This is a genomic window from Paraglaciecola hydrolytica, from assembly GCF_001565895.1.
Lineage (GTDB): Bacteria > Pseudomonadota > Gammaproteobacteria > Enterobacterales > Alteromonadaceae > Paraglaciecola > Paraglaciecola hydrolytica.
The window spans coordinates 354,521-379,645 of record NZ_LSNE01000009.1 but is presented as its reverse complement, the minus strand read 5'-3'; the positions used below and the strand labels follow the sequence as shown (position 1 = coordinate 379,645).

Sequence of the window (25,125 nt, the reverse complement as noted above, 5' to 3'; positions counted from 1 at the left end):
AGCCTCAGGGCCAATGGCTGCCGCCTTATTATTGGGTGATGATAATTATGCCTTAATCATTTATATGGCGGCAGCTGCGCTGCTCCTTTGTGCCACCGTGGTATATAAACCGGCCAGAATGTTGGATAAGACCTAAACGAGTTTAAGTACACCTTACTTGGGCCTCGCATAGAACCGCTGTCATTTTAAGGTATTAAAACCTATTTATAATTACTATAAACATAGGGGCAAGCTGTCGCATTTCACTTAAAAAAATGACATGCTTGCCTTTGTTATTTTGGGTTTTATTAAGGATTAAGATGCGTTTACTGCATACCATGTTGCGAGTGGGCAACCTCGAGCGTTCAATCAAGTTTTATACCGAGATGTTAGGCATGAAATTGCTGCGTCAAAGTGACAATAGCGAATACAAATACACATTGGCCTTTATTGGTTATGGTGACGAAAGCCACAATACCGTATTAGAACTGACCTATAACTGGGGCACCGAGTCTTATGATATGGGCAAGGCTTATGGTCATATTGCCATTGGTGTAGACGATATCTATGGCCTGTGCGCCAAACTCGAACAGCAAGGTGCCGATGTTTATCGTAAACCCGGGCCGGTGTTAGGTGGCGACACTGTGATTGCCTTTGTACGCGATCCCGATGGCTACGCTATTGAACTCATTGCTGATTAAACACCTAAGGCCTCCCACATGAAAGTTCGTCTGTTAGCCGCATTATTATCAGCCAGTTTTATCGGTTCTACAGTGGCTCAGCCTGTGGTGATTGCCCATCGTGGCGCCTCAGGTTATTTGCCCGAACACACTTTAGAGGCGGCCACCCTGGCCTACGCTCAGGGTGCGGATTTCATCGAACAAGACTTGGTACTGAGCAAAGATTTAGTACCCGTGGTACTCCACGATATTCATCTTGATACGGTAACTGACGTAGCCACTAAGTTTCCTGCGCGTCACCGAGAAGATGGACGTTTTTATGCCTTTGATTTTAGCTTAGCTGAATTAAAAACATTGAAAGTGCACGAGCGCCAAGAGTTGGATGGTAAACAAGTTTTTGCAAATCGCTATCAAGGCGACGCCAGTTTTAAAATCGCAACCTTTGCCGAACAGCTTGAACTCATTGCTCAACTTAATCGTCAATTCAAAGGCAATGTAGGTTATTACCCTGAAATAAAATCCCCTGCGTGGCATCAACAGCAAGGGGCAGATATTAGTCAAATCGTACTTAATATGCTGCGGGAATACGGCTTAGACGACGCCAGCAAAGCCATTTATGTACAGTGTTTTGATTTTGCCGAAACTAAACGCTTACGCACTGAACTGGGTGCAAAGGTAAAGTTAGTACAATTGATTGGTGATAATAGCTGGGGCGAAGCCGCAACTGATTATGATGCTTTACAAAGTCCGCAGATGTTAGCTGAAGTTGCCAAATATGCTCAGGGAATTGGTCCTTGGTTACCACAAATTTTTGATTTAACTACAGGTAAAGCAACGGACTTAGTTAACAACGCTCATCAAGTAGGTTTGCAAGTGCATCCCTATACCTTCAGACAGGATGCTTTGCCGACTGGTATTAACGCTGAACAAGTATTAAACATCTTGTTTAAGCAGGTAAAAGTCGACGGTTTATTTAGTGATTTTACTGATACAGTCGTTTTATTTTTAAATAAACAGCCAAAAGTAAAAAGTCCCGATTAAGGGACTTTTACATTTCACACTTCTTTACTTAGCTTAGAACCAAATTTATACGGTTTAGTATCTTAGGGTTTAGACATCTGAATCACCACGCGCCGGTTTTGGGCACGGGTTGATTCATTAGTATTGGGCGAAATATGGCGTCTTTCACCATGGCCCGTTACATCAATACGTTCGGGCGCCACCCCCATACCACTAAAAAAAGCTTTAACCTCAACTGCACGTTCAACTGATACTTTTTGGTTAATCCCCGGCATGCCATAACTATCGGTATAGCCATCAACTAATACCAACTCCAGATCCTGATCTTCTTTTAAGTATTCACCGATCATCGCTAGACGTTGTTGGGAGTATTTGGTCAGCACCGAGCTACCAAAATTATAATTAAGCACCGTATAGGCAATATCTTCAAAACTATAAGGCAATAAGTTGGCCACACACTCGGCAAATTGTTGATAAGGTTGGGCAAAATTACTGGCATTAAGGCCGACGGCGACGGTGTCGTTTTGATTGTACCAATCTTGATAATAGATAGTCGGCCAAAAACCTTTTTCTAACTCAGTTAACATAGTCCAAGCGGCCTGCTCGGGTAAATCACCATTATATTGTTTACGAATTGTCATATCGGCGATGTTTTTTGAAGCTTGACCGGGCATCCACTTGGGTGGCACCGAATATACTGCAGCAACTCCGTAGGTTTTAGGCAGCTGTAACATATCCAGTTCAAACTCCATATTTAGCTGTTTAGAGGCAATACTGCTAAAAATAGCTTTACCGTAACCCGGCAAATTATGACTTAAGGAACATTGTAAACGACTAGGATCGCTCAACTGCCATTGTGAACTCTCTACCTTGGCCACGTACTGACGCAAGCTAGCCGAGCTCGAAAATGGAAACAATAATATGATTGACCAAAGTATGGCTTTTCGAAATTCAAAAATCATCTAAGACGCCCCCGCTCCTGTGCTCTTTTATCGACCAAAAATCACAATTGTTTAGCGGCAAATTGGTTAAAATAATACATTAGAGAGTTATATTGGCTGAGTGTTAGTAGATTGTAAAAGACTTTTATACCCTTCTGTTTGAAACTGCGCGTTTGTTAGCAGCATTCACTCACTCTGATTGGTAAAGTGCTTAGCACAGCTAAGTTCATGGGGCTAAGTCCCTTTACCGCCGTCGTGCAATTCCAATGATATAGGGTAAATAGCCATCCATAATGATTAGGGAGCGGTTTAATACTGGCAGACCCCGACGATACTTGACATAATCCCGCCTCTTTAAAGTTCATTAGGTTTGCATGTCTGAGTCACATTGTTTGATAAAAAATCGTTTTAGGGGTTATTTCCCTGTGGTGGTGGATGTAGAAACCGCCGGTTTTAATGCCAAAACTGATGCCTTACTGGAAATAGCCGCTGTTACCTTAAAGATGGATGATCAGGGTTTTTTGCATCCAGATAAAACCTTTCATCATCATATCGAACCCTTTGCTGGCGCCAATTTAGAAAAAGCCGCTTTGGATTTTAACGGCATTGATCCCTATTGTGCTTTACGTGGTGCAATTGAAGAATCTGAAGCCATGAAAGAACTGTGCAAAGAGATACGTAAAGAGCAAAAAAATGCCGACTGCCAACGTTCTATCATAGTCGCTCACAATGCGGCCTTTGATCAGGGTTTTGTTAATGCGGCTATTGAGCGCAGTAGCATTAAACGCACACCTTTCCATCCATTTGTGTCTTTTGATACCACTACTTTGGCTGGCTTGGCTCTGGGGCAAACCGTGTTGATTAAAGCCTGTATGGCCGCTGGAATCGAATTTGATCAAAAAGAAGCCCATTCTGCACTATATGACACGCAAAAAACCGCTGAGTTATTTTGTTATATCGTGAATAAATGGAAGACTTTAGGCGGGCTGCAGTTAGATATGTAGAGTTAATGTACCAAGAAAACACAAGACATAAAAAAACCGCTTCTCAGCGGTTTTTTATTAAGCAAATACTAACAAGCTCTAAAATTATAGGCTGTCAGCGTTTTCTTTTAAGTAGTTAGCAACACCAGCAGTGCTAGCATCCATTCCTTTTTTACCTTCAGTCCAACCCGCAGGACAAACTTCACCGTGCTCTTCGTGGAAGTTCAAAGCATCAACCATACGCAACATTTCGTCGATGTTACGGCCAAGTGGTAAGTCATTAACGACTTGATGACGTACTACACCGTTTTTGTCGATTAAAAATGAACCACGGAAAGCAACACCAGCATCTGGATGCTCTACATCATAAGCCTGACAAATTTCGTGTTTAACATCAGCCACTAAGGTGTATTTAACGGGACCGATACCACCATCGTTGATGGCAGTGTTACGCCATGCGTTGTGGCTGAATTGTGAATCGATAGATACACCAATGACTTCAACACCACGTTTTTGGAATTCAGCATAACGCTTGTCAAAAGCAATCAATTCAGATGGACATACAAAAGTAAAATCCAGTGGGTAAAAGAAAAGTACCGCAGCTTTACCTTTAATGGCTTCACTTAGGGTAAAACTATCAACAATTTCTCCACTGCCTAATACGGCAGCAGCAGTGAAATCTGGGGCAGGACGACTGACTAATACACTCATTTATTTCTCCTTAGGGGTTAATCGGCAGGTTTAAGCCGACTTAAAATGTTAACAAGCTTTGCTCTGTACCATCATATAGGTTCATTTTTACAAAAACCAACAAGATCACTAAAACTAATTCAGTTATTTAAGCGCGTAAAAGTATAGTCCTTTAGCAAACAAAGTGTGTTTGTACATTTAGTCTGCAATTTAACTATTGATCTTTATGCAAATGACAATTATTATTATTTACACCTTAACGAGAGAGATAATGTATGTACGTTTGTTTGTGCCACGGTATCACTGATAAAGCCATTAAACAGGCTGTGCGTGAAGAAGGCATTGGTAACCTGCGTCAATTAAAACAACATCTAGGTGTCGGCAGTCAATGTGGCCGCTGTATCCAAATGGCACAAAGCATTATCGATAATACTATTATCGACGAATCCTTATTTAAAGAAGTGTGTTAACTCATTAAAGCAGCGAGTTGCAAGCTTAAGCCAAGACAGAACAGCCACATAGCATATAATCTTATATCACACAGGGCTAAGTTAGCTCAGTAATAGAAAAACCTAACTCTCTATTGACGACTGTGGTCGTTTAAACTTCTTCCTTTGTATATCAACTCTTTCGCGACAAATACAGTCCTCTACATGATCGTTGATTAAACCCATTGCCTGCATAAAGGCATAAACAGTGGTCGGCCCGACAAATTTCCAACCCAGTTTTTTTAATGCTTTTGCTAAGGCAATCGATGCTTCGGATGTTGTCAGTGTTTGAGCCTGATCGGCGTCAAGTGCGTTAGGCTCATAACGCCAGAAAAACGCGGCCAATGAGCCCTCTTGCTTAACCAATTCCTGTGCCCGTTTAGCATTGTTGATCACCGCTTCTATCTTGCCACGATGCCTTACTATGCCTGGGTTTTGCAGCAAGGTTTCAATTTCTTCTGCGTTAAATTCTGCCACTTTATTAAAATCAAAATGGGCAAAAGCCGCGCGAAAATTGTCACGTTTGGCCAAGATAGTTCGCCAGCTTAATCCAGACTGAAAACTCTCAAGACACAGTTTTTCAAATAAACGCATATCATCAGCAACCGGATACCCCCATTCATTATCATGATAGGCAACAAATTCCGGGGCACCTCCCGTCCAATGGCAGCGTGGCAAACCGTCTGGGGCGATAAATACTTTGTCCATAATGCTCTCTCAATGATTAAGTTTTAAAACTCACTGGCTTATCACTCTACAGTTAAATGAGGTTTAATTGAGTTGTGCCATACACTCGGCCAATAGAGCCACGCTGTTTAATCGAGCGTCTATATCGTAAATAGGCATAGACACTATCACCTCATCCACTTTAGTTGCCGCCACAAAATTAGCCAACTTAGCTTTAACGGTTGCCTGACTACCAACCAAAGCATATTGCAAAGTATGATTGATCATAACTCTTTCAGGCTCTGACCACAGACCGTTCATGGAATCAATAGGTGCTTGAAATGGCTGATTTACCCCACGGCGCAGATTAATAAACTGCTGCTGCACTGAACTAAACAAGAATTGCGCTTGTTCGTCGGTTTGTGCCACCACAGCCATCAATCCAGCAGAGACAAAAGGTTTGGCACATTGAGCTGAAGCTTGAAAGTGATGACGATAAACACTAATCGCATCATGTAATTGATCAGGGGCAAAGTGGGATGCAAAAGAATAAGGCAAACCCATGCTTGCCGCTAACTGGGCACTGTACAAACTTGAGCCTAATAACCACAGTGGCACATTACTGTTTTGACCGGGTACGGCAAAGATTTTTTGGCCCGCTTGCTGGGGGCCTAAATAGGTCTGTAATTCTCGAATATTACGTGGATAGTCATCCACACTGGCATTCATATCACGCCTCAATGCATTGGCGGTGGCCATATCACTACCAGGTGCACGGCCTAGACCAAGATCAATACGCCCAGGATATAGGGCTTCAAGAGTGCCAAACTGCTCGGCAATGACCAAAGGCGAGTGATTAGGCAACATAATGCCACCCGAGCCGACCCGAATATGTTGAGTGGCGGCGGCAATATGACTGATGGCTAAGGATGTGGCAGAGCTGGCCACCCCCAACATGCCATGATGCTCGGCCAACCATATGCGTTTATAAGCATGTTGCTCAGCAACAATAGCCATTCGACGGCTATTATCTAGCGCTTGGGTAATAGAGCCATCACTGCATATAGGTGCAAGATCGAGTAAAGAAAGTGGGATCATAAGTGGGCTCAATAAGTAACTTTGATTATTTTTAGCATAAGTCTGAGTTGGGGATGAGTGTCCACTTTTACAAGCACTGACAACTTATCAAGTATGCAAACCACTTTGCTGCACTCAAGCCTCTTTGCCCTCGGCCAGCTCAATAAAACGACTGAGATAAGCAGGCCGCGACTCATTAACTCTAAAACCTAAATTAATGGTTTTAAAAACGCCTTTTTTACCCAAGCTCAAAGGTACTAAACCTAAAGTTTGTTGATTATCTTCTACCAGCCATCTTGGTAAAGCAGCCACGCCTCTGCCGCTGGCCACCATTTGTAAGAGGATTTCGGTGGTTTCAATTTGTGTATGCTTTTTTACCGCCACCCCTGCGGGGGTGCAAAACTGGCTAAAAATATCTAAACGAGAGGGTTCAACCGGATAGGTGATCACGTTTTCAGTACTCAAGTCTTGCGGCAGCACATAAGTCGTGTCAGCCAAATGATGGGATTTTGCCACCACCAGCACATGTTCGTAATCAAAAACGGGCAAGTATTCCAAGCCTGTTACATACAAAGGATCAGGCGTAATCAACACATCAATATCAAAACCTAATAAAGCCCCTACCCCACCAAACTGAAAACGCTGGCGTACATCTAAATCCACGCTCGGAAACTCGTTTAAAAAGGGCCCAACGATGTTTAATAGCCATTGATAACAAGGGTGACATTCCATACCTATACGCAGGCTACCTTGACTGCCTTCCGCCATTTTTTCGATCACTTGCTCACTATGAGCAAACTGCGGCAATACTCTATCAGCCAAATTTAAAATGGCGCTGCCCGCCTGAGTTAAACGTAAACGTCGCCCATCTTTGACCCACACCGCCACACCTAACTGTTGCTCAAGTTTTTTAATGGAATGGCTCAAAGCCGATTGGGTTAAACACAAAAGATTGGCGGCTTCGGTTAAGGTGCCAACCTTTTCTATAGTTTGGATAATGGTTAAATGATTGCGCTCTAACATAGGACTCCCTGCATAAGACTTAAGCACAAGCCTTAAACATGAATAAAATTCATAGGTAATTAAAAATATATCATTTTTTTTAATATGTTAGCAGAGGTATTTGCAGACATTGAATATGCCAATCAGATTGGACTCGGTGTAGGATATTAAGCTCGGGCTTTTTGTGAAAAAAGCGGCGAGATAAGAATAAAAAGGCAGATAACAATAAGCCGCAGGTTTGGCTAAAACCTTGTATACTCCCGCGGTAATTTATTAGCGTCCAGTTTGGGCCAATAACGAGTGCATTTATGGCCATAGCCCTTACCCCATCCAAGCTCAGCCTACCTCAGCATAATCCCGGTGTAACCAGCGTCTTAGACTTTCTCATTTTGAAGTTCCCAGCTATCTCGCCCGAGGTATGGCAACAACGTATGGCCGAGGGCAAGGTCCATTGGCATGATGGTAGTTTGATTACGCCCCACACGCCTTTTGCGGCTCAACAGCGGGTTTATTATTATCGCGAAGTCAGCAGCGAACCTGTGATCCCCTTTGCCGAACAGATTATCTTTCAAGACGAATTGATCTTAGTAGCCTACAAGCCGCATTTTTTGCCTGTGACACCGGGTGGTAACTATGTGGACGAATGCCTGCAAAATCGCCTGCGTAACAAAACGGGCAATCAGCAACTGCAAGCCATGCATCGCTTAGATAAAGGTACGGCTGGTTTGGTACTGTTTTCAGTTAGTGCCGATACACGGCCCCATTACCATAAATTATTCGAAACTCATCAAGTCAACAAGACTTATCAAGCCATTGCGCAAATGACTAATAAAAACAATGTCCCTGGGGTTAATCAGCGGTGGGAAGTTAAAAATCGTATGGAAAAAAGCCAACCGCGATTTTTAATGGAAATCGTCGAGGGTTTAGCCAATAGCCACTCCCTCATTCGTTGTTTGCAAGTATCAGGCGACAAGGCCTTATTTGAATTAAACCCAGTTACCGGTAAAACCCACCAATTACGCTTACACATGCAAAGCCTGGGTTGGCCCTTGTTACACGATAACTATTACCCTCAACTCCAAGTAAGTCAGCCGGATGATTACTGCAAACCACTGCAACTTCTGGCTCAGCAACTCGAGTTTATTGATCCTATAAGCCAAGAGTTACGCTGTTTTAACAGTGGTAGTGAACTTAGCCTCGACTAACGAACACTGACGCAGCATAACTCTCGCAATTTAAAAACGACTATCATTTTCACAAGGTATGCCATCTCTATCACCATCCATTTTTGTATCAGGACAATTATTGATAAAAAATACCGCTTCTTCACGCGAATTCATCTGGCTGCAATGTGTGCGACCATCGCAGACGAAATTAGACGAGGGCTCTTCAATAATGCTTGGGACAAGCGCTTCAAAGTTTTTATAATTGGCGGGCGGCGTATAACTCACGTTCCTACCCCATTTTTGATAAGCAAAAACCCCAATAACAATGAGTATCACTATGGTAACTAAAGGAAATTTTGTATTAGCTTGCTTGTTATTTTTATACTTGTGGTTGCGCTTCGAAGGACGTTTTTCAACAACGGCAACGCCTTCAATCTCGCAATTAATCGCTCGTATTTTACCGTCGGCTTGTTGCTCGGTATTAAAATAAATAATGTCGCCCAACTGGGGTTTACGACTCATAGTTTTTAATGCAGAGATGTGCACAAAGACGTCATGTTCTATTGCTTCCGAGCTTATAAAACCAAATCCTTTTTGCTCATTCCACGATTTTAAGCGCCCCTTAATCATCCCTGTCTCCGCGGTTATTTATAGTATTTCGAAATACAACTTTTGCCTGTAAATTAAAAGAGTTAACAAATTACTGCAAGTTTTAAAACAGTGAATTTAAGTAAAAAATAACTCCCAACCTTAGGTTCTGAGTAATGCCTAAGACCTAAAGTACCTTTGCGAATTGGCTGTTTAACTTTCTTCACTAGGGCAAATACGCAATAATCCAATCTCGCAGTAAGAGAAGAAGTAATATGCTCAAATTTTGGTACAAAGAATTTCCCCAATATCCGCCAGATCATGCAGATTATTGGCGAGTACGCTTGATCGAACATACTCTCCTGCTCACCACTGTTTATTTTCTTGTTCTGTCACTCATTAATCTGTTTGATTTTCAGGATATTAAATACGCCATACTCGATGCTAGCGGCTTCATAATCTCTTTAGGCATTTATGCTGGCTTTCGAATTACTGGCCACGTGAATATTGCGGCATGGGCGCTTACTCTGCTTGTAACAGCTTTACTCTTGTTATTTGTAGTCTCTGCCGGCGGTTATTCTCATTCTCTATACTGGGCCACACTCGTGCCGCCTATCGCCTTCTTTTTATTAGGGCCGCATTGGGGCGCTGTAATTTCTGCTGTCGTTTTTACGGTTTGTGTGGCGCTTGTGTACGAGCAAGTTCAACAACAGCAAGAGGTCACTTTTGGCTTAGGCGCTTTATATAATGTGGTCGAAGTTTCAATCGCCCATATTCTATTATTTCGCTTTTACGAAGGTACCCGCACTCTCGCTTATCAACAACTGGCTGCGCAAAACGTAAAAATACAAAACCTGGCAGAGCGAGACAAATTAACTGGCCTCTACAATAGGGAGAAGTTAGATTTAAAACTGGAAGAAATGCTCTCCACCATCTTAGATACTGAGCGTGCAGTAACCGTTATGATCTTGGATATTGATCATTTTAAACTGGTCAATGATAGCTATGGACATTTAGTAGGAGATAAAGTGCTAACTGGCCTCGCAGAACAACTACGCAAAAAAATGCGCAGTGGTGATTTATTAGCACGCTGGGGCGGCGAAGAGTTTGTTGTGGTATTGTCTAATACCACCCTTGACGCAGGCATATTGCAGGCAGAAAGATTACGCGCCTTTGTTGCCGAGCAAGAAATAGAAGGTAAGTTCTTAACGATCAGTTTAGGCCTAGCGCAAAACCAACTGGGTGACACCGCCGAAACCTTGTTAGATAGAGCAGACAAAGCCCTTTACCAAGCCAAAAGCCAAGGTCGTAATCGTGTTGTTGCCTGAAGCCGTTTAGCTAGTACTGTCAATTGTCGGATATATTCTCTATGCCTGATGGCTCAAACACTACACCAGAACTTAACTCTCCCCTTGCTGTTTATCAATCGCAAATGGGCACTAAACTGATTGACGATCCTGCTCAACTGCAAGCAATCACCGCTCTAGATACATTATTTAAACAATTAACCCAACAGGACCAAACAGTCCCTTCATCAATTAAAGGGCTTTATTTGTGGGGCGACGTAGGTCGCGGTAAAACTTTTTTGATGGACCTGTTTTACGATTGTTTACCCGTAGCAGGCAAACTGAGATTACACTTTCATCGTTTTATGGCACGCATTCATCAAGCCCTAAATCAACAAACAGGCCAACAAGATCCTTTAGTCGTCATTGCCAACGAACTGGCACAAGAATGCCGCATACTGAGTTTTGACGAGTTTTTTGTCGCCGATATTGGCGATGCCATGATCCTCGCTGGTTTGTTTGAGTGTTTGTTTAAACAAGGCGTTGTGCTGGTAGCGACCTCGAATATTCCGTTGGAACGTTTATATGAAAATGGCTTAGCTCGACATAAATTTTTGCCCTGCATCGCCTTGTTACAACAACATACCCAGGTTTTACACCTCGCTGGTGAACACGACCACCGCTTACATTACTTACAAACACTTGAAAGTGACGTCGCCCAAAACGTTGTATCCAACTATATTGGGGTAAACAAACAACGAGATTTTGCGGCTATTTTCGCTGAACTTACCCAAGCTATAAACTCAACATCGATTAAGTCCACCAGCATAAAAATCTGCCATCGCGACATCCCTGCTATTCGTGCCACCGACAGCAATATCCCTAACTCCGTTATATGGTTAGACTTTTATGTTTTGTGCGATGGCCCGCGCTCACAACTCGATTACATGGAAATTGCCAGTAGTTTTTGCACCGTAATGTTAAGTGGTGTACCCCAGATGGGTGGCAAAGTACGTGGCTGGATCAAAGCCCGCGGCACCGAAGATGGCATAGGCGAAAACCAAGCCACCAGCACAGGAGAACGTATTGTAAGCTACGCGGTTAATGACGATATGGCCCGACGTTTTATCAGCCTAATCGACGAGTTATATGATCAAAAAGTAAGACTGTATGTAAGCACGGAAGTACCATTGAATGAGCTCTATCTAGAAGGCGCACTGCTATTTGAATTTCGCCGTACTTATAGTCGTTTGATTGAAATGAGTTCAAGACAGCATTAATTCGATAAAAAATAGTTTATACCTCCCACCAATTTGCGCGCAATAGGCAAGCCGCATCGACAATGCTAAGTTCCTTACGCGACTTTCTTGCAATAAAAAACTTTACATTAGGTGTGTTGGTGATATATAACACCAACAATAAATTTAACTGCATGGAAAGTGAATGACTAAACAGTGGGATTCAGAAAGCCCCATCTATCTCCAGCTTTATCAGCAAGTCATTAGACGAATTTTAGAAGGGAATATTAAAGAGGGTGAAGCATTACCCTCGGTACGCACTGTAGCGGCCGAATACCAACTTAACCCAATCACCATTTCTAAAGCTTATCAAATGTTACAAGATGAAAGCATTGTTGAAAAACAACGAGGTTTAGGATTGTTCGTTAAAACAGGGGTTTACAACAAAATATTGGCAAGAGAACGAGATACTTTTATATCAACTGAATGGCCATCTTTAGTTAAAAAAATACAGCGACTAGGTCTTTCAGCAGAGCAATTGCTGAGTGCTATCAAGGAGAATAAATAATGACTGCGCTAATTAAAGTACAAGGATTGAGTAAGTGCTATAACGGCAAACCAGTGCTTCAGGATGTTGATTTAACGGTTAATGCAGGCCAAATTCTTGGTCTTGTTGGCCCCAACGGCTCAGGTAAAACCACCTGTATGCAAGCACTACTAGGCTTAATCAATTATCAAGGAGATATTGATATCTTAGGATATCAGCCTAACAAGCAGCGTGTTGCTATGCTGCGAGACGTAGCTTATATCGCTGATGTATCGGTTTTACCAAAGTGGTTAACTGTATCGCAAGCCTTGAGTTATATGGCAGCCAGTCACGTTAACTTTAATCGAGGCAAGGCCGAGATTTTTTTAGCCAAAACCAACATATCAAATAGAGCTAAAGTAGCGAGCTTGTCTAAAGGCATGGTAACTCAGTTGCACTTGGCCCTAGTAATGGCCATTGATGCCAAAGTACTGATTTTAGATGAACCAACCTTAGGTTTAGATGTGCTTACTCGTCGGCAATTTTATCAGCATTTATTAGAAGATTTTTATGACGAACATAAATGCATCATTATCACCACCCATCAAATTGACGAGCTCGAGCATGTTCTCACTGATGTAGCCTTTATTAAAAATGGCAAAATTATTTTATCTGAAAGTATCGATGCTATTAATAAGCGCTTCAAATTAGTGGCGGTTGGTAATGAAAATAAACATCAGGCCGAAACCCTAAATCCAATCTTTGCAAACAGCTTAATGGGCATGACGACGATGTTATTTGATCAAAGCAATGTCAGGGAGCTCGAGGCTCTAGGTAAAGTTACCACAGCCTCCTTAAGTGATGTATTTGTTGGACTTATGACACAGGAGGTCACACAATGAACGCGCAATTCATATACTTTCAATTTAAAAAAGAAATATGGGAATACAAAAAGGCCATCATTTGGGCTCCTGTATTTATTACCGTTATCATGGTTTTAGCTTTTTGTTTTCTCAGTAAAAACTATCAACTCAGCCGGATAGTTGAACTGTTGACAATGATACAACAGCACGTCACGCAGTCCCCAAATGTTAAAGGCAGTTTAATTGGGCCTCAACTCGGAGTATTTATTCCCTTTATTATATTGGCTGTGATTATCCAATTTCACTATTTAACCAGTTGTTTATTTGATGAAAGACGAGATTTGTCGGTCCACTTTTGGCGTTCACTGCCTGTGTCTGACGGGGTTAGCATCATGGTTAAGTTACTCACTGGTGCTCTAGTGATCCCAGGAGTTTTTGTGCTGTTAGTCAGTGCAATGATGGTGTTACTACTAATAGTGGCTTTTATCACCTGCATCATTCTATCAGTGGGCTTTGAGCAGCATTTTTGGGATGCCTGGCTTTGGGCAAGTAGTGATATGTTGATGAACTTTCCAATAATTTGGTTTAACATTTTACTCTATAGCTTATGGCTGTTCCCCTTTTACGCTTGGTGCATGTTTTCCTCAATGCTGGCTAAAAAATCGCCCGTTTTGTGGGCCGTAATGCCTATCACCTGCGTTGTATTAATCGAGTTAGCGGTAAGCAACTATTTTGGTTTTAATAGCAAATTTCTAAGCGATATAGTGCTCGACTACCTAAATGTAAATAATCACTTGTCATTAGCCAGCAACTCAACATCTTTTATTTTGCCGTCTATTTTTGCCGTTAAAGCAACCTTAATCGCTACCGCGATTGGCTGTGGACTACTGTATTTAACCTATTGGATAAGAACGAATCGCAGTGAATAATAGGCATATGCCTAAACTCATTTAATTTAGAACTTAATTGAGCACATTAAATCGAACCTAAGTGTGCCAGCAAAACTGGCACCTCTTACACTGACTTACATGCTATTTTTAGCACTTTAGAAATCCAAACAACACTAGTTTGGCTGGGCTTGTGATAAGACATCTACCTCCTAAAGCCAATGACTTTTACACCATTTTTTTCATGAACAACAAAATCGGAAGTTTTAACTGAGAACAAAATTTCCACTTTCGTTTCCGGAGGAATTTGATCTAAAAATGGTTCTGATGACTCAATTGCACTCCACTGCCCGTTTAAAAAACCTAACGGTAATTTTAATTTACATTATTTGTACTTAACCAGTGTCAGATAATATGCAAAAAAACGGAATCAAACCCAAAAAGTGAGCCTCAACTTTTCCGTTTTAACGTTTCCTTAATTGATATCGCGCAGTCTATGACGGCATAAATGCCGACCTACATAAGAAAAAGCGGTGTTTTTCTAGCGACGAGTTGCGAACTAAAAACAAAGCAGTGATTTAGCTCAATCTTTTGTAGGTCGTGCTTTAGCACGTCATCTTGAGCAGCGAAGCTGTGCTCTTTGTTTTCTCTCTACTCAAGGCTTGCCGGAAATTAGGCAAATTCTGTAGTTCAATTGGCAAGGACTGCCAGCACACGCCGTTTCAGCTCAACCTTCTCTTTACCTCCGTGTTCTCTGTGCAGCGCAGCGCTCTGTGGTGACTTTGCTTTTGCTTTTGCTTCTACTGTTGTCTTTTACTATCAACTATTTACTAGCCGCTATTTACTGCTTCTACTGCTTTTAAGATCCAAAAAAAGCCTGACTAAGTCAGGCTTTCTGGCTATTTACAAAAGTGTTCGTTATTGCACAAACACTTCATTGGTTTTTACCGTTAAGGGGTGATAACCATCTTTCGCTTCGGCAAAGGCTTTTTGCGCCATCTTTTTGCCCTCAGGCGTTTGCGAAAGGGCTTTATATAAAGGTTTAACCAGTTTATTACGGCCAATGGTCACAAGGTATTCATGTAAACGGGTAAAGGCTGGTTCGTACCAGTTGTTTACGCTAATGAGTAACCAGCTATGGGCTATTTCATTGTTGTGACTGGCGGTTAAGCCAAAGGCAGCATCCAGTTCGGTTAACTGAGCTTGGCTTAGTTTTGCTGGCATATTATTTAAAAAATACAACCACTGATGCACTGTCCAATCGTCATTAAGAATATTGGCGGCAGCTAAACTACCGGCTAACCAGCCGTTGCGCGCCTGATCAACAGTAGTAAAGGCATCTGATTCAGGTACCGGAGCCCCCTCAGGTACGCCATCCGCGTGGATCCATTGATTGATCCTAGCCATCGATAATACATCACTGTGTTGTTCAACTAAGTTAGTTTGCAAATAAGCTTCAAACTCATCGGTAGTGATACTTTGAAAAGCAAAGTGTTGGAAATACCCCAGTAAAAACTCATCAAAAGCCGCACGGCCGACTTTTTGCTCTAACTCACGTAAAAACAAGGCGCCTTTTTCATAAGGGATATTACTGAATACGGCATCAGGATCACGGCCGCGTAAATCAATGGCCATTATTTGGTCGTCTGCTGGCAGGGTATCAATATCGGCTTGTAAATCCTGACGACCTAATACGGCTTCCATGGCAAAACGTTTTTCACCGTAAACCATTTCCATAATGCGATAAGTTAAATAAGTGGTAAAACCTTCGTTTAACCACAGGTCACGCCATGTCGCATTGGTTACGGTATTGCCTGACCAAGAATGGGCAAGTTCATGAGCAATCAACGAGACTAAGCTTTTATCACCGGCTATTACGGTAGGAGTGATAAAAGATAAACGGGGATTTTCCATGCCACCAAAGGGAAAAGACGGCGGTAAAATTAATAAGTCGTATCTGTCCCAGCTATAAGGGCCAAAGGTTTTTTCTGTGGCGATTAACATGGACTCAGTATCTTCAAACTCAGCGGCAGCCGCATCTAAAATGTATGCCTCAGAGTACACACCGGTGCGCTCCCCCATGGCTTTAAAATGTAAGTCACCCACTGCCAAAGCAATCAAATAAGATGGGATGGGTTGAGGCATTGAAAACTCATATTCACCATCACGAGCCGTATCAGGATCATTTGCAGCACTCATTACCGCCAATAGTTCTTTGGGGGTGCGAATAGTGGCTTGATAGGTAACACGTACTTGTGGTGAGTCTTGTAAAGGAATAAAACTACGGGCGTGAATAGCTTGGGATTGAGTAAACAAAAACGGCTGTTTTTTACCCGCAGTTTGCGCTGGGGTTAACCACTGCACACCTGAGGCCTCGGGTGAGGTTTGGTATTCAACTTTGACTTTATTACCAGTCGCAGGCAAATCAATAGTTAGGGCTGAGCCCAATACCGCATCAGCCCCGGCCAATTTATAATTTAGGGTTTTGCCTGCAGCCGTGACATTGATAATATTCAATGCTCGGGTATCTAATACCAAGGCTTTAGCATCTGGTTTGATACGTTCAAAATCTAATTCAACACTGCCTTTAAGCATTTTATCGGTAAAATCGACGGTTAAATCTAAAGCCAGATTGGTGACTTTAACTTCATCGGGATTACCGTATGAATGATAGTCTTTACCAGACTTGATGGCCTGTACTGTTTTAGGGGGTTCTGAGGTGTTTACTGACTCAGATGTTGTAATTGGTTTATCTTGATTAGCGGGCGAGCAACCTAGTAGTAAGGCGCTGACCACAAAGCTTAATATCACTTTTGTTGTCATTGTTATTCCTGATAAAAATACTGAGCCGCGTAGTTTCGCACATTCACAAAAACAACTAAACAGACATGGGATGAACTGTCGTAAAATTCAGAAGAAGTCTTGAAATAAGCACGAGTTAACCTCAACTAGGAAGTATCCCAAAAGACTAAGAGATAGCTGAAATGGACTATGACGATCAAGATAAAGAGGGTGACATTGATTTTCTAGCAGAATTCAGTGATGTGACCCCTCTAAAACAACTGACTATTGATTACGTTCCAAGCATTAAAGACAGTTTAGCCAAACAGTTAAAACGCCAAAACATTGAACAGAGTATCCAATTAGCCAATAACTATCTGAGTATGGAATGCTGCCATTATGTCGATCCCTATGATCAACTCGCTTATAAAAAACCTGGGGTACAAGAAGGGGTATTTAAAAACTTACGTTTGGGTAAATATCGAATCGAACACGTCATAAATGTACAACAATGTAAGTTTGAGCAAGCTCGCTACACTCTTTTTAACCAAATAATGCATGCTTACCAAACGGGCGTGCGTACCTTATTACTCAAACACGGTATTGGCCTACACAGCAAGCCCGTGCCAGCCATGTTAAAAAGCTATGTTAATCAGTGGCTACAACAAATGCCGCAGGTGCTGGCTTTCCACAGTGCAATGCCTCAGCACAGTGGATACGCGGCAACTTATGTATTGATAAAAAAGAATGAAACAGAGAAGTGGGGCAATCGAGAATTGCACCGTAAAAAATAACAGCAATAAAAACCTATTCTACTAGCAATATCGCTAAGCAGAATGCAATGAATGCGTCTGTATTATTGAGATTGAGTCACTTGAGGTGTTTCGTTAGAAGAATTGGCCGAAGCACTAAAAATAGCGGCAACAATCAAAATGACAACCGTGGCAAAAACGCCTGCTAAACCAAAGCCCTTATTTGAACGATTCATTTACGTCTCTTTTTATTATGGGGTTGAGATTAAATTGTATTGAAACTTTATTGCACATTTTTTATTCACTTATTGTTAACAAACAGAGAAGTGACTCCTTGTCAACAGCGTGATAAATACTAGCCCCTATTTTACTGATTTACAAGGGTTTTAATATAAGCAAGAAAATAATTGTAATTTTTATAACTTATTACTTTTAAAAGAGCAAAAAGTGACACCTTTTTAACCAAATCCTTTTGGTCATCACTCAACTCCTTGATCTCTAAGCTATAAATTTAGCAATAACATTTAAGCTAAATAAACTCGTGCATTCCTGAACATACGCATCCAGGCACTGTCTTCTTGCCAATCTTGTGGGTGCCATGAATTAGCTACTGTCCTGAATACCCTTTCAGGGTGAGGCATCATAATAGTGGCGCGACCATCCTTACTAGTTAAGCCAGCAATACCTAAAGGAGAACCGTTAGGGTTAGCCGGATAACGCTGAGTCACCTTGCCATAGTTATCGACATACTGCAGGGCGATCGCTCCCCCGTTTTGGGCTGCCTGCAAACCAGCTTGATTATGGAATTCGGCACGGCCTTCACCATGAGATACCGCAATCGGCATTCTTGAACCTTGCATACCCTCAAAGAAAATCGAGTTATTGGCTTGCACTTCAACCATGGCTACCCGAGCTTCAAAACGTTCTGATTGATTAGTTACAAAATGCGGCCACAAATCTGCGCCTGGGATCAAAGACTTGAGGTTTGACATCATCTGACAACCGTTACAAACACCCAGTGAAAACGAATCAGGACGTTCAAAAAATGCCGCAAATTGCTCACGAACTTGTTCATTAAATAAAATCGATTTTGCCCAGCCTTCGCCGGCCCCCAAGACATCACCGTAAGAAAATCCACCACAAGCGACTAAACCCTGGAAACCTGCCAGCGATTGTTTGTTGCCTAACAAGTCGCTCATATGCACATCAATGGCGTTAAAACCTGCGCGATCAAAGGCTGCCGCCATTTCAACGTGGGAGTTAACCCCTTGCTCACGTAGTATCGCGATTTTTGGCGCTATACCCTTAGCTATATATGGTGCAGCGACGTCCTTGTTAACATCAAAGCTTAACTTGGCATGTAGACCGGGATCTGAGATATCAGCCTTAGCTTCATGCTCTTCCAATGCACACTGAGGGTTATCCCGTAGTTGTTGCATGTGTAAGGTCGTTTGTGCCCATAACTGGCGGTAATGTACCCGCGAGTTTTGCAGTACAACCTTATTATTTTGGCTAAATACAATTTGGTCCGTGTTATTTAACCCGCCAAGAGAATGTACTAAGTCGATTAAGCCATGTTGAGTTAAGACACTCATCACACGCTCTTTGTCTGCAAGCGCTATTTGTATCACTGCGCCAAGTTCTTCGTTAAATAAGCTATCAAGAGCTGAACCGGACAAGCGGTCTAAGTTAATGTCTATACCGGTTTTACCGGCGAATGCCATTTCCACCAGAGAGGCAAATAATCCACCATCCGAGCGGTCGTGATAAGCCAACAATTTTTTCTCATGCACTAATTGCTGAATAGCTAAAAAGAATCCTTTAAGTAAAGCAGGTGAATCTACATCGGGAGTCACGTCACCCAGTTGTTGATAAACCTGTGTTAAACAGGATGCACCCATACGGTTTTTGCCCTGACCTAAGTCAATTAACAACAACTCGGAATCTTTAACTTGTGTATTTAGCTCTGGCGTTAAAGTTTTACGCACATCCTGCACAGCACCAAAGGCGGTGATCACCAAAGATAAAGGTGAGGTAACTGACTTAGCTTCGCCGTTTTCCTGCCAAGTCGTTTTCATCGACATGGAGTCTTTACCCACTGGGATAGTCAGATCCAAGGCCGGACACAACTCTTCACCAATAGCTTTAACCGCAGCATATAAACCCGCATCTTCACCGGGGTGACCAGCGGCCGCCATCCAGTTAGCCGACAAATTAATGCGTTTAAAGTCACCAATATCCGCCGCTGCAATGTTAGTTAAGGCCTCACCCACTGCCATACGTGCCGAAGCTGCAGGATTAAGTAAGGCGATGGGCGTGCGTTCACCCATGGACATGGCTTCGCCTTGATATGTATCAAAGGCGCTAGCGGTAACACCAACATCGGCCACTGGTACTTGCCACGGACCTACCATTTGGTCACGGCACACCATACCGGTCACCGAACGGTCACCAATGCTGATTAAAAAGGTTTTTTCAGCCACTGTGGGCAAAGTCAAAATACGCTCTGCGGCTTGTGCCAACTCGATACCACTAGCATCAAAAGGCTGACTTACGACTTGAGTCGTAAGTGCTTCACGATGCATTTTCGGAGTTTTACCCAGCAAAACATTAAGTGGTAAATCAATAGGTTTGTTGCCAAAGTGGGGATCTTCAACACTTAAATGACGCTTTTCCGTGGCCTCACCGACTACCGCATAAGGCGCTCTTTCACGACGACAAATTTCTTCAAAAACAGCTAGGTTTTCGGGGGCCACTGACATCACATATCGTTCTTGTGATTCGTTACACCATAATTCCATAGGCGTCATACTGGTTTCATCATTAGGGACTTTACGTAAGTCAAAAATGCCTCCGCGCTCACCATCATTAATTAATTCTGGGAAGGCATTGGATAAACCACCAGCACCTACATCATGAATAAACTGAATGGGGTTATTTTCACCTAGCTGCCAGCACTTATCGATGACTTCCTGACAACGGCGCTCCATTTCAGGGTTGCCACGCTGCACAGAAGCAAAATCAAGATCTTCAGTGGATTGACCAGAGGCCATCGACGATGCTGCGCCGCCACCCAAACCAATGTTCATGGCTGGGCCACCTAAGGCGATCAATTTAGCGCCGACCGTGATTTCACCTTTTTGGATGTGAGTTTTACGGATATTACCCAAACCACCGGCCAACATAATAGGTTTGTGATAACCGCGTACTTCTTCGCCGTTAAAACTATGTACTTTTTGCTCGTACGTACGGAAATAACCCAGAATACTTGGACGACCAAACTCGTTGTTAAACGCAGCACCACCTAAAGGGCCATCTATCATGATGTCATAAGCACTAACAATGCGTTCTGGTTTGCCATAAGGCACTTCCCACGGTTGCACAAAACCTGGAATATTTAAGTTTGAAACCGAAAAACCGACCAATCCGGCTTTAGGTTTAGAACCGCGCCCGGTGGCGCCTTCGTCACGAATTTCACCGCCAGAGCCTGTTGCCGCGCCTGAAAAAGGTGAAATTGCAGTAGGATGATTATGAGTTTCAACCTTCATCAAAATATCAATATCTTCATGGTGGTAACGATATTCATTGCTGGTTGCGTCAGGGAAAAAACGTCCAGCAAAACTGCCTTCCATAACCGCCGCGTTATCTTTATAAGCTGAATGCACATTGGCACCACATTGCTCATAAGTATTTTTAATCATTTTAAACAATGATTTAGGCTGAACTTCGCCATCGATAGTCCAATCCGCATTAAAGATTTTATGACGGCAATGCTCAGAGTTAGCCTGGGCGAACATATATAATTCGATATCATTTGGATTACGACCTAAGGCGGTAAAGTTCTCGACCAAATAATCAATTTCATCATCTGCCAAGGCTAAACCTAAGGTTTTGTTGGCTATCACTAAAGCTTGTTTGCCACCACTGATGATATCTACTGAGGACAAAGCTTGTGGCACATCTTGTTTGAATAACACACTAGCTTGGTCCAATTCGGTGAACACTGTTTCCGTCATACGGTCATGTAATAAAGCCGTTATTTGGCTATGTTGTGTGTGGTCTAGTTCTCCTTGCACATAGTAGGCAATGCCTCGCTCCAATCGGCTAACCTGCGCCAACCCACAATTATGCGCAATGTCACTGGCTTTCGATGACCAAGGTGATATCGTTCCTGGACGTGGAGTAACTAAAAACAGTTTACCTGCTGGTTCATGTTGCTGAATTTCTGGGCCGTAAGTCAAAAGTTGCTCTAAGACATTTTGTGCCGGTGCAGACAGCTCACCATCAAGATGTACAAAGTGCATAAATTCGGCATAAATTTGCTTAACAGGCAAAGATAAAGAGGCAAATTGGCCTAACAATTTATCGATACGAAAATCAGACAGGGCAGGTGTTCCGCGAAGCACTAACATAAGGTCATTACCATTTTGCTAGATTGACTTCGCATTAACGCAAAGCAATCCGGTGAGAAGGAATTTTTAAGGCGCGAATTATAGGGTAATTCCTGTCAATTGATAAGCGCTTGATAGGCATAATATTTACTTTAATCCCCTCATCCTTGAAACTGCACGTTTGTTGGCTACACTCATTCGCACTCAATCGCTCAGATCACTTAGTGAACTAAGCTCATGGGGTCTCATTCCTTTGCCGCCGCCGCGCAATTCCAATGATTTTGGGTATATCCCTTGAATTGAGGCCAAAAACTAATGCTGGATGAAAAGCAATAATTTGTTCACAATAGCTCTCACTTTTTTAACATAAGGATCAGCCTTATTTTAATGCGCATTACTTTTATTGGACTACTAATTTTACACCTGTGTAGTTGCAATGATGAAAGACATGCCAGCAGCCTCGCGGAAGTGCTAGACGCAGGCGTGTTAAAAGTGGGTACCACTTATGGTTTAACCACCTACTACAATGGTGCCACAGGCCCAATAGGTTTTGAGTATGAACTGGCCGAGGGTTTTGCCAACTACCTAGGCGTCAAGTTAGAAGTATTTCCTTACTACAACTTAAACGAATTATTTCCTCAGTTGCAAAATCAACATCTTGATCTTATCGCTGCAGGCCTAAGCGCCAACCCAGAAAGACAAAAAAACTTCAGATTTGGTCCTGGCTATCAGCGTGTCAGTGAAAAACTTGTATTTAAACAAGGTAAGGAATGGCCACGGGATATCAGTAGTTTAACCGGAAAATTAGTAGTTATCTCTGGCAGCAGCCATAGCCAAACCTTGCATGAGTTTCAGCAACAAAATCCCGACTTAAGCTGGCAAGAAACCGACGACAAAGACATGGAGGAACTACTCGAATTAGTCCTGCATGAGGAGCTTGATTACACCATAGCCGACTCCAATGTGCTGGCATTAATGCGCCGTCGTTATCCTGAGCTGGCTATTGGATTTTCTGTCAGTCCAGAGCAAGACATAGCCTGGGCAGTCAATAAAGATAAAGATGATTCACTACTTGCGGCACTGATTGAATATTTTGGCATCATCCAAACCAACGGCATCTTAGCCGCACTAGAAGACAAATATTTTGGCCACTTACGCCAGTTTAACTATGTAGATACGCGGGAATTCATTAAAGCCGCCCGTGAAGTACTGCCTAAATTTCGCCCGTGGTTTGAAAGTTATGCAGGTGATCTGGACTGGCGTTTATTAGCCGCCATGAGTTATCAAGAAAGCCACTGGAAACCCAATGCCAAATCCGTTACAGGTGTGCGGGGTATGATGATGTTAACCCAGGCCACGGCCAAAGATTTGGGCATTTTGTCTCGTCTTGATCCCGAACAAAGCATTAAAGGTGGTTCGACTTATTTAGCAAGTTTATTACAACGCATCCCAGATCGAATTGGCTATCCTGACAGACTTTGGTTTGCGCTTGCTGCATACAATATAGGCTTAGGCCATTTAGAAGATGCCAGAGTGTTAACTGACCGACAAGATGGCAATCCAGACATGTGGATTGACGTAAAAATCCGACTGTTACAACTACGCCAGAAAAAACACTACAAAACCACTATTTATGGGTATGCCAGAGGAAATGAAGCCGTAACCTATGTGGATAATATCCGCCGTTATTACGATACCTTGGTATGGCTGGATGAACAGCAACCACAAATATTAAAGCCAGATGAACTTCCCACCGATACAGTTATGATCACTGGGCCTGAGACGGTGATCTTAGACTAGAACTAACAATTCACATCCGTAATTGTAGTGTATTAGTATCTACATAAAACATTTACATTGTATTGCAAAAAATCAGTTGAATTTTAAAACACTTATAGATAGTGTCATATTGTGGTAACACAAAAGCCTTAGTGTAAACACTGAACTTTTGTTTGATTTACTGACTCAAAGTATCCAACAAGCCACAACTTACATACTACAAAAACAAGGAGATATGATGAAAAAACGCCATAACATGGTGGCTAAAAGCAGATTTGCTAATTCAGGTCGCAGAAGACAATTACTTAAGCGCTTGCATCAGAAAATGAATATTCGCCGCCAACAATTTCAATTACATTCCTCAAACAGCGATTTTGCTGAAGCCTGTTAACCCTACTGTTGATAAGAGCTTAGCTTAATCGCTTTTTTCTGTGCCCTTCTGTGGCGAAAAAAAGCAGAAATCTTTTCCCCACATCGTTGTTCTTCCACTCCCCCAACGATCTCAACCTGATGATTAAGTTGCTCATTTGTCAACAAGTTCATTATGCTACCCGCCGCACCGGTTTTATAATCTGCCGCCCCAAACACTAAACGTGTAATACGACTATGCACTAATAAACCCGCGCACATAGGACAAGGCTCAAGCGTCACATACAAGGTTGCATCAAGCATGCGGTAGTTTTGTAAATTTTGCCCAGCTTGACGAATAGCCTGCATTTCAGCGTGAGCCGATGGATCATGTAAGCTAATAGATTGATTCCACCCCTCCCCTACCACTTTGTTATTTACCACCAACACCGCACCCACAGGAATTTCACCTTGCTGTTCTGCTTTATCCGCTAAGTTAAGGGCGTAATCCATCCAAGATATGTCTTGCTGTTCTTGAGTATTTAGTTCTGTCATAATTTTCTAAATTGTGGTGAATTTGATGAATTAATTAGTGAAATTAACCATAAGAACACGTATCGGACAATCATAAATATATATAAGCAATTGTTTTATATATCTTTTATTTAACTGGTCAAATACTTGCTATTAAATTACTAAACGTAAGCTAATAGTTTGCCATACACTAAACATAAGCTTAAACTTTTTAATCATAGTGACAAGACAAAGGGGAACCGAAAATGAATATTACTGCCATCGCAATTGTAGGTATTGTCTGCTGGGCAATTGTCGAGCTTATAAATGGACCTCGTGGAAAAAAGTCGAATAAAAAAGATGAACAGAAAAACACCGAACTCCAACAACAAGTTGCCAGTTTACAAGATAGAATTGAAACCTTAGAAAAAATTATAACCGATGAAAAATACGATCTTAACCGTCAGTTTAACGATTTGAA

Annotated in this window: 24 protein-coding genes; 14 read left to right on the top strand and 10 right to left on the bottom strand. The window is 42.3% G+C overall.

What is annotated here, in order from left to right:
- Positions 1-299: 299 nt before the first annotated feature.
- The gene (gene gloA / locus AX660_RS17400) at positions 300-680 is read left to right on the top strand and encodes a lactoylglutathione lyase (RefSeq protein WP_068379556.1); all 381 of its coding nucleotides are present in this window, start codon (positions 300-302) and stop codon (positions 678-680) included.
- Between the two features lie 18 nt (positions 681-698).
- Positions 699-1,700 (top strand): glycerophosphodiester phosphodiesterase, encoded by a 1,002-nt coding sequence (gene glpQ / locus AX660_RS17395; protein ID WP_068379553.1) that lies wholly within the window; start codon positions 699-701, stop codon positions 1,698-1,700.
- A gap of 62 nt (positions 1,701-1,762) precedes the next feature.
- On the opposite strand, the gene AX660_RS17390 is transcribed toward glpQ, so the two are convergent.
- A complete protein-coding gene (locus tag AX660_RS17390) occupies positions 1,763-2,641 on the bottom strand; it encodes a flagellar protein MotY (protein WP_068379550.1) in 879 nt (292 codons plus the stop codon).
- A gap of 353 nt (positions 2,642-2,994) precedes the next feature.
- Here AX660_RS17390 and rnt point away from each other — a divergent pair, with 353 nt between their 5' ends.
- Positions 2,995-3,624, top strand: coding sequence for a ribonuclease T (gene rnt / locus AX660_RS17385; RefSeq protein ID WP_068379547.1), 630 nt, complete (start codon positions 2,995-2,997; stop codon positions 3,622-3,624).
- A gap of 84 nt (positions 3,625-3,708) precedes the next feature.
- Here the strand turns inward: rnt and AX660_RS17380 are convergent, their stop codons facing one another.
- Positions 3,709-4,314 carry a peroxiredoxin C gene (locus AX660_RS17380; RefSeq protein ID WP_068379545.1) on the bottom strand — a complete coding sequence of 202 codons (606 nt, stop codon included), beginning with the start codon at positions 4,312-4,314 and terminating at the stop codon, positions 3,709-3,711.
- A 254-nt stretch (positions 4,315-4,568) separates the two neighbouring features.
- Here AX660_RS17380 and AX660_RS17375 point away from each other — a divergent pair, with 254 nt between their 5' ends.
- Positions 4,569-4,763 (top strand): bacterioferritin-associated ferredoxin, encoded by a 195-nt coding sequence (locus tag AX660_RS17375; RefSeq protein WP_068379542.1) that lies wholly within the window; start codon positions 4,569-4,571, stop codon positions 4,761-4,763.
- 102 nt (positions 4,764-4,865) lie between these two features.
- Here AX660_RS17375 and AX660_RS17370 read toward each other — a convergent pair whose 3' ends face one another.
- The 3 genes from AX660_RS17370 to AX660_RS17360 form a co-directional block, all read right to left on the bottom strand.
- Positions 4,866-5,489, bottom strand: a complete 624-nt coding sequence (locus tag AX660_RS17370) for a DNA-3-methyladenine glycosylase I (protein WP_068379539.1) — start codon at positions 5,487-5,489, stop codon at positions 4,866-4,868.
- A 63-nt stretch (positions 5,490-5,552) separates the two neighbouring features.
- Positions 5,553-6,545, bottom strand: coding sequence for an LLM class flavin-dependent oxidoreductase (locus AX660_RS17365; RefSeq protein ID WP_201027464.1), 993 nt, complete (start codon positions 6,543-6,545; stop codon positions 5,553-5,555).
- Positions 6,546-6,659: 114 nt separating this feature from the next.
- Positions 6,660-7,547 (bottom strand): LysR family transcriptional regulator, encoded by an 888-nt coding sequence (locus AX660_RS17360; RefSeq protein WP_068379533.1) that lies wholly within the window; start codon positions 7,545-7,547, stop codon positions 6,660-6,662.
- Positions 7,548-7,834: 287 nt separating this feature from the next.
- Here AX660_RS17360 and AX660_RS17355 point away from each other — a divergent pair, with 287 nt between their 5' ends.
- Positions 7,835-8,731 (top strand): pseudouridine synthase, encoded by an 897-nt coding sequence (locus AX660_RS17355; RefSeq protein ID WP_068379530.1) that lies wholly within the window; start codon positions 7,835-7,837, stop codon positions 8,729-8,731.
- A gap of 30 nt (positions 8,732-8,761) precedes the next feature.
- Here AX660_RS17355 and AX660_RS17350 read toward each other — a convergent pair whose 3' ends face one another.
- Positions 8,762-9,322, bottom strand: coding sequence for a cold shock domain-containing protein (locus AX660_RS17350; protein ID WP_068379527.1), 561 nt, complete (start codon positions 9,320-9,322; stop codon positions 8,762-8,764).
- A gap of 233 nt (positions 9,323-9,555) precedes the next feature.
- Between AX660_RS17350 and AX660_RS17345 the strand changes: the two genes are divergently transcribed.
- The 5 genes from AX660_RS17345 (at position 9,556) to AX660_RS17325 (ending at position 14,122) form a co-directional block, all read left to right on the top strand.
- Positions 9,556-10,608 carry a GGDEF domain-containing protein gene (locus tag AX660_RS17345; protein WP_068379524.1) on the top strand — a complete coding sequence of 351 codons (1,053 nt, stop codon included), beginning with the start codon at positions 9,556-9,558 and terminating at the stop codon, positions 10,606-10,608.
- A gap of 41 nt (positions 10,609-10,649) precedes the next feature.
- Positions 10,650-11,846: a cell division protein ZapE gene (zapE, locus tag AX660_RS17340; RefSeq protein ID WP_201027472.1), complete on the top strand. Its 1,197-nt coding sequence runs from the start codon at positions 10,650-10,652 to the stop codon at positions 11,844-11,846.
- Between the two features lie 163 nt (positions 11,847-12,009).
- Positions 12,010-12,372: a GntR family transcriptional regulator gene (locus AX660_RS17335; RefSeq protein WP_068379521.1), complete on the top strand. Its 363-nt coding sequence runs from the start codon at positions 12,010-12,012 to the stop codon at positions 12,370-12,372.
- A complete protein-coding gene (locus AX660_RS17330; RefSeq protein WP_068379518.1) occupies positions 12,372-13,232 on the top strand; it encodes an ABC transporter ATP-binding protein in 861 nt (286 codons plus the stop codon). The genes AX660_RS17335 and AX660_RS17330 overlap by 1 nt, the downstream gene beginning before the upstream one ends.
- Positions 13,229-14,122, top strand: coding sequence for a hypothetical protein (locus tag AX660_RS17325; protein ID WP_068379514.1), 894 nt, complete (start codon positions 13,229-13,231; stop codon positions 14,120-14,122). Before AX660_RS17330 ends, AX660_RS17325 begins: the two co-directional genes overlap by 4 nt.
- 876 nt (positions 14,123-14,998) lie before the next feature.
- Here AX660_RS17325 and AX660_RS17320 read toward each other — a convergent pair.
- Entirely contained in the window at positions 14,999-16,903 is a 1,905-nt protein-coding gene (locus AX660_RS17320; RefSeq protein WP_068379511.1) for a M1 family metallopeptidase, read from the bottom strand.
- A 161-nt stretch (positions 16,904-17,064) separates the two neighbouring features.
- On the opposite strand from AX660_RS17320, the gene smrA reads away from it, so the two are divergent.
- Positions 17,065-17,655 carry a DNA endonuclease SmrA gene (gene smrA, locus AX660_RS17315; RefSeq protein WP_068379508.1) on the top strand — a complete coding sequence of 197 codons (591 nt, stop codon included), beginning with the start codon at positions 17,065-17,067 and terminating at the stop codon, positions 17,653-17,655.
- Positions 17,656-17,717: 62 nt separating this feature from the next.
- Here the strand turns inward: smrA and AX660_RS23645 are convergent, their stop codons facing one another.
- Both AX660_RS23645 and purL read right to left on the bottom strand, forming a co-directional pair.
- Positions 17,718-17,849, bottom strand: a complete 132-nt coding sequence (locus AX660_RS23645; protein ID WP_268801392.1) for a hypothetical protein — start codon at positions 17,847-17,849, stop codon at positions 17,718-17,720.
- 288 nt (positions 17,850-18,137) lie between these two features.
- The gene (gene purL / locus AX660_RS17310) at positions 18,138-22,025 is read right to left on the bottom strand and encodes a phosphoribosylformylglycinamidine synthase (protein ID WP_068379505.1); all 3,888 of its coding nucleotides are present in this window, start codon (positions 22,023-22,025) and stop codon (positions 18,138-18,140) included.
- A 366-nt stretch (positions 22,026-22,391) separates the two neighbouring features.
- On the opposite strand from purL, the gene mltF reads away from it, so the two are divergent.
- A complete protein-coding gene (gene mltF, locus AX660_RS17305) occupies positions 22,392-23,804 on the top strand; it encodes a membrane-bound lytic murein transglycosylase MltF (protein WP_082768979.1) in 1,413 nt (470 codons plus the stop codon).
- 217 nt (positions 23,805-24,021) lie between these two features.
- A complete protein-coding gene (locus AX660_RS23130) occupies positions 24,022-24,174 on the top strand; it encodes a hypothetical protein (RefSeq protein ID WP_235594773.1) in 153 nt (50 codons plus the stop codon).
- A 2-nt stretch (positions 24,175-24,176) separates the two neighbouring features.
- On the opposite strand, the gene tadA is transcribed toward AX660_RS23130, so the two are convergent.
- Entirely contained in the window at positions 24,177-24,686 is a 510-nt protein-coding gene (tadA, locus tag AX660_RS17300; RefSeq protein ID WP_068379502.1) for a tRNA adenosine(34) deaminase TadA, read from the bottom strand.
- Between the two features lie 224 nt (positions 24,687-24,910).
- Between tadA and AX660_RS23345 the strand changes: the two genes are divergently transcribed.
- Positions 24,911-25,125 (top strand): hypothetical protein (locus AX660_RS23345; protein ID WP_068379499.1); only part of this gene is annotated, 215 nt, incomplete at its 3' end.

Coding starts and splice junctions, on each gene's coding strand:
- gloA (WP_068379556.1), top strand. CDS start 300: ATGCGTTTACTGCATACCATGTTGCGAGTGGGCAACCTCGAGCGTTCA.
- glpQ (WP_068379553.1), top strand. CDS start 699: ATGAAAGTTCGTCTGTTAGCCGCATTATTATCAGCCAGTTTTATCGGT.
- AX660_RS17390 (WP_068379550.1), bottom strand. CDS start 2,641: ATGATTTTTGAATTTCGAAAAGCCATACTTTGGTCAATCATATTATTG.
- rnt (WP_068379547.1), top strand. CDS start 2,995: ATGTCTGAGTCACATTGTTTGATAAAAAATCGTTTTAGGGGTTATTTC.
- AX660_RS17380 (WP_068379545.1), bottom strand. CDS start 4,314: ATGAGTGTATTAGTCAGTCGTCCTGCCCCAGATTTCACTGCTGCTGCC.
- AX660_RS17375 (WP_068379542.1), top strand. CDS start 4,569: ATGTACGTTTGTTTGTGCCACGGTATCACTGATAAAGCCATTAAACAG.
- AX660_RS17370 (WP_068379539.1), bottom strand. CDS start 5,489: ATGGACAAAGTATTTATCGCCCCAGACGGTTTGCCACGCTGCCATTGG.
- AX660_RS17365 (WP_201027464.1), bottom strand. CDS start 6,545: ATGATCCCACTTTCTTTACTCGATCTTGCACCTATATGCAGTGATGGC.
- AX660_RS17360 (WP_068379533.1), bottom strand. CDS start 7,547: ATGTTAGAGCGCAATCATTTAACCATTATCCAAACTATAGAAAAGGTT.
- AX660_RS17355 (WP_068379530.1), top strand. CDS start 7,835: ATGGCCATAGCCCTTACCCCATCCAAGCTCAGCCTACCTCAGCATAAT.
- AX660_RS17350 (WP_068379527.1), bottom strand. CDS start 9,322: ATGATTAAGGGGCGCTTAAAATCGTGGAATGAGCAAAAAGGATTTGGT.
- AX660_RS17345 (WP_068379524.1), top strand. CDS start 9,556: ATGCTCAAATTTTGGTACAAAGAATTTCCCCAATATCCGCCAGATCAT.
- zapE (WP_201027472.1), top strand. CDS start 10,650: ATGCCTGATGGCTCAAACACTACACCAGAACTTAACTCTCCCCTTGCT.
- AX660_RS17335 (WP_068379521.1), top strand. CDS start 12,010: ATGACTAAACAGTGGGATTCAGAAAGCCCCATCTATCTCCAGCTTTAT.
- AX660_RS17330 (WP_068379518.1), top strand. CDS start 12,372: ATGACTGCGCTAATTAAAGTACAAGGATTGAGTAAGTGCTATAACGGC.
- AX660_RS17325 (WP_068379514.1), top strand. CDS start 13,229: ATGAACGCGCAATTCATATACTTTCAATTTAAAAAAGAAATATGGGAA.
- AX660_RS17320 (WP_068379511.1), bottom strand. CDS start 16,903: ATGACAACAAAAGTGATATTAAGCTTTGTGGTCAGCGCCTTACTACTA.
- smrA (WP_068379508.1), top strand. CDS start 17,065: ATGGACTATGACGATCAAGATAAAGAGGGTGACATTGATTTTCTAGCA.
- AX660_RS23645 (WP_268801392.1), bottom strand. CDS start 17,849: ATGAATCGTTCAAATAAGGGCTTTGGTTTAGCAGGCGTTTTTGCCACG.
- purL (WP_068379505.1), bottom strand. CDS start 22,025: ATGTTAGTGCTTCGCGGAACACCTGCCCTGTCTGATTTTCGTATCGAT.
- mltF (WP_082768979.1), top strand. CDS start 22,392: ATGCGCATTACTTTTATTGGACTACTAATTTTACACCTGTGTAGTTGC.
- AX660_RS23130 (WP_235594773.1), top strand. CDS start 24,022: ATGAAAAAACGCCATAACATGGTGGCTAAAAGCAGATTTGCTAATTCA.
- tadA (WP_068379502.1), bottom strand. CDS start 24,686: ATGACAGAACTAAATACTCAAGAACAGCAAGACATATCTTGGATGGAT.